Source organism: Bacillota bacterium (genome assembly GCA_012837285.1).
In the GTDB taxonomy this organism is placed as follows: Bacteria; Bacillota; DTU030; order DUMP01; family DUMP01; genus DUNI01.
The window spans coordinates 1-3,346 of sequence record DURJ01000080.1; the positions used below are offsets into that span (position 1 = coordinate 1).

At 49.8% G+C, this 3,346-nt stretch carries 2 protein-coding genes; both read left to right on the top strand.

Annotated elements, in window-relative coordinates; translation table 11 throughout:
* Positions 1-165 precede the first annotated feature (165 nt).
* Positions 166-1,881, top strand: coding sequence for a copper amine oxidase (locus GX016_04860; protein ID HHT70893.1), 1,716 nt, complete (start codon positions 166-168; stop codon positions 1,879-1,881).
* Between the two features lie 177 nt (positions 1,882-2,058).
* Positions 2,059-3,346 (top strand): protein kinase (locus GX016_04865; GenBank protein HHT70894.1); only part of this gene is annotated, 1,288 nt, incomplete at its 3' end.

A 3,346-nucleotide genomic window follows, 5' to 3' on the forward strand; every position in this document is an offset into this window, starting at 1 on the left:
AAAGAGGCGGTGTTTTACGCGGCCCGGCGGTGCCTGGGCACCTATAAGATTCTTTTGGGACAGAGCAGGAAGAGCATCTCGGATGTCGAAGACCTTGCAGGGGGAACAGCCCTGCTCTTTTTCTTTGATGCACGATCAACATAGTTTAAAGAAGGTGTAGCTCCTATGAACAGGATTGGATTTCGCGGCTCAGTTGTTTTGCTGGCTGGGCTGATGGTGTTGGCCTTGGGGGCACCGCCGGCCGTAGCTGCTGCTAAAGTGCCGGCCCTTATGGTGGACGGTGAATTTGTAACACCGGCATCGCCGCTGCGCTGGGACCGGGGGACAGTCTTAGTATCGCTGAAGGATCTTAGCGCTTATTTGGAAGCAAATCTGCAGTGGAATGAGGCTGAGCAGACTACTTGGATTCAAAAATACGGCCGCACTATTTTCTTCCGGCTTAACACGGGAGAGGTGCACAAAAATAGTGTGCCGATAACGCTGCCGATAGCGGCCCGGTTGATCGGCGGGACTTTTTACGTGCCGCTGCGTTTTGTGGCGGAGAATCTGGGGGCGACTGTGGTCTGGGATGGCAGTGCCAACCAGGTTCATATTATCACCGGCCAGCGCCGTACTCCGCCGGAGCGGGTAAGCGGCCAAGCCTTTAACGCTGCGGTGGCGTACACTGATCAAGGAAAACTGTGGCTGCTGGACGGACGGGAACAGAATACTCAGCCCAAGCAGCTTACCGACTCTGGCCAGGCCGAATTGATAGGTTGGTCAGCCGACGGTACATGGTTGGCCTACAAATATACCGCCGAGGCTGAGGATGCACTGACTTATTTATGGGTGGCACGGGCTGACGGCAGCGGAGCCAGGCAGGTGGATACAGAACCTATTTATGGTGATCCTCTATGGTCACCTAAGGCTAATCGGCTGGTCTATACTATCCGGGAAGACAGCACCGACGGTTATATTCCGGCTGGCATCGTCAAGTGCGCCGATATTACAGCCGAAGAAATCCGAATCAGCACTTTGGTGGAAGAAGACCACGTTATGATTCCCTCTTTGGCCTGGCATCCGGATGGAGACAGCCTGACTGTTTCTTTTCCCCGCACCAAGGAGTTGCCGCCTACGCTGGAGCAAGTAAATCTGGCTGGGCAAAGAAGAGTGCTTTATACTTTTACTGACGAGACACCCATTGATCCAGAGGGCCTCTATATCTGGGCTTTTATTAGTCTAAAGTGGTCGCCGGACGGACAGTATTTGGCTTATCATATAAGAATGAACGCCGGTTCACTTACCGCTGACGTCGTTGAAACCGGTGTGCTTAATGTAACAACCAAGCAACCGATAAGCTTAAGCGACGGTCTAAGGTATCCGGAGTGGCTGGCATTTTCCCCGGACAATAAGAAGCTGGCCTATATTGCTGGCATTGGTCGGGATGTTATGTTGAACAAACGGTTGGAAATGGCTGATCTTACCAGCGGTGAGGTTACTGATTGTAGTCAAAGCGGTTATGTCGATACCGAGCCGGTGTGGTTGCCAGGTGAGGCCAATGAACTGCTCTTTTGTCGTGGGCCTGAGGCCCAGACCGTGTCCGATTTGAACACCTTGCCCGGGGCAATAGTTCCCGGTCAGCGAATTCATAAGCTAGGCCGGGATGGGCAGGCCGCACCCCTTACCGCCGGGCCACCTAGCACAGCTGACTATTATCCCAGCCCGTCACCATCCGGTGAGGAAATGATCTTTCTAAGACTGGAACGTTTTGATCAAGGCTCTCTTTACCTTCAGTCTTTGGATGCGCCGGCTGAAGCGGTGGAAATCCTGCGCGGCCTAAGAGGAAGCCCCGGTTACTACGGCAACTATTATCCCGAGTGGGTGAGCGTCTATTGGTTTTAGGGTTGCGGACGAAAAAGAATGAGTTGGTGAGATAACTACAGCCCGGGTAACCGGGCTGTTGTATTAGCGGAGCAGGCCAATAATCTTATAATCTAATGCAAATATCGGCTAATTTGAAGGAATCTGGTTATTTTTTGTAGAATTGTATTTTCAACATACTGCAGGAAGGGGAGAAGGATGGAGTCGAAGGTTATTTTCTTTGATGATGTTTATGAACATGAAAAGAAAGGAATCGATCTGCTGAGAGATGCGATTCCGCCAAAAAGGTTCTATCTTCTTGTCAGTACTAAGGTGACCAATCGCTATTCTACCCGTGAGATTGACGTTACTCTTGTCTGTCCCAAGGGTATCTTTTCTATTGAAATGAAGGATTGGTCGGGGACAATTCGGGAGCGGATCAGTCTAAACAACAGTCACCTTACCTATATTGCCCGAAGCGGCGAGTCGCGCAAAGAGGTTAATCCTTTCTCCAAGGCGGAGGAACAGAGAAAGAAAGTGGCAGGCTTTATTAAAAAGAATATCCATGGCAACCAAGAATTGATCAGGAAGGTAAATCGCAACGGCGGTGTCAAGGGAGTAGTCTTTTTTACCAATGAGCGCTTGCAGTTTCGGCTAGGCGATATCGGCAATATTGTTTCCCTTAATCCAGAGAATGTTAGTGATTTGTGGGAACGTCTTTATCCAGAAGATCTGTTTACGGAGCAAGATATCAAAACAATCGTGGGCATTTATGGTGAAGGGAAAGAATCCGGGGGTGAAGCCAGGCACTTTCATGCCGGTGAACAGGTTAATGGGTACAAGATCGAAGAGCTAATCTTCGATGGTGATGATTATCATATCTATAGGGCAAGAAACGAACTTCTTGAGCAGCGTTACTTTCTTAAGGCCATGATGATCGACCCGGGTGATAGGGAACATATCCAGGATATTACCAGGGAGATGGCGCAGCGGGATGCCCGCGTCAAGGCTGTATTGCGCCAGGAGCCCTTTGTTCTCTTTAGCAGTATTCCTCCCTTCTCTTTCGATCCCTTTGTTATCAGTGTTACCGATTGGGTTGAGCATGTTACCCTGGCAGAAAAGATGGAACGGGGTATGGGGACGGCGGATAAGAGGGAAATAATGAAGAGCCTGGTTGCCATTGTGGAGGCTATACATAGGAAAAAAATTGTTCACCGGGACCTTAACCCCCGCAATATCATAATCACCCATTCCGGAGAGTCAAAAGTTATGAACTTCGATTACGCCAAGTTAAAGGGGAGTCAGACGGTGGTGTCAGCTTTGGTTGGTAAAGCCGATACCTACAGGGCACTGGAACTTATTTATTATAAGCCCGGGGCAGTAATCGATCATCATGCCGATCTTTATTCCCTGGGGGTTATTTTTTATGAACTTCTGTGCGGTAAGCCCCTGTTTAGGACTTGGAGTGACAAGCTCGGTTTAAATAGAAGTTCCGCTAAGCTTGATC

Coding starts and splice junctions, on each gene's coding strand:
- GX016_04860 (HHT70893.1), top strand. CDS start 166: ATGAACAGGATTGGATTTCGCGGCTCAGTTGTTTTGCTGGCTGGGCTG.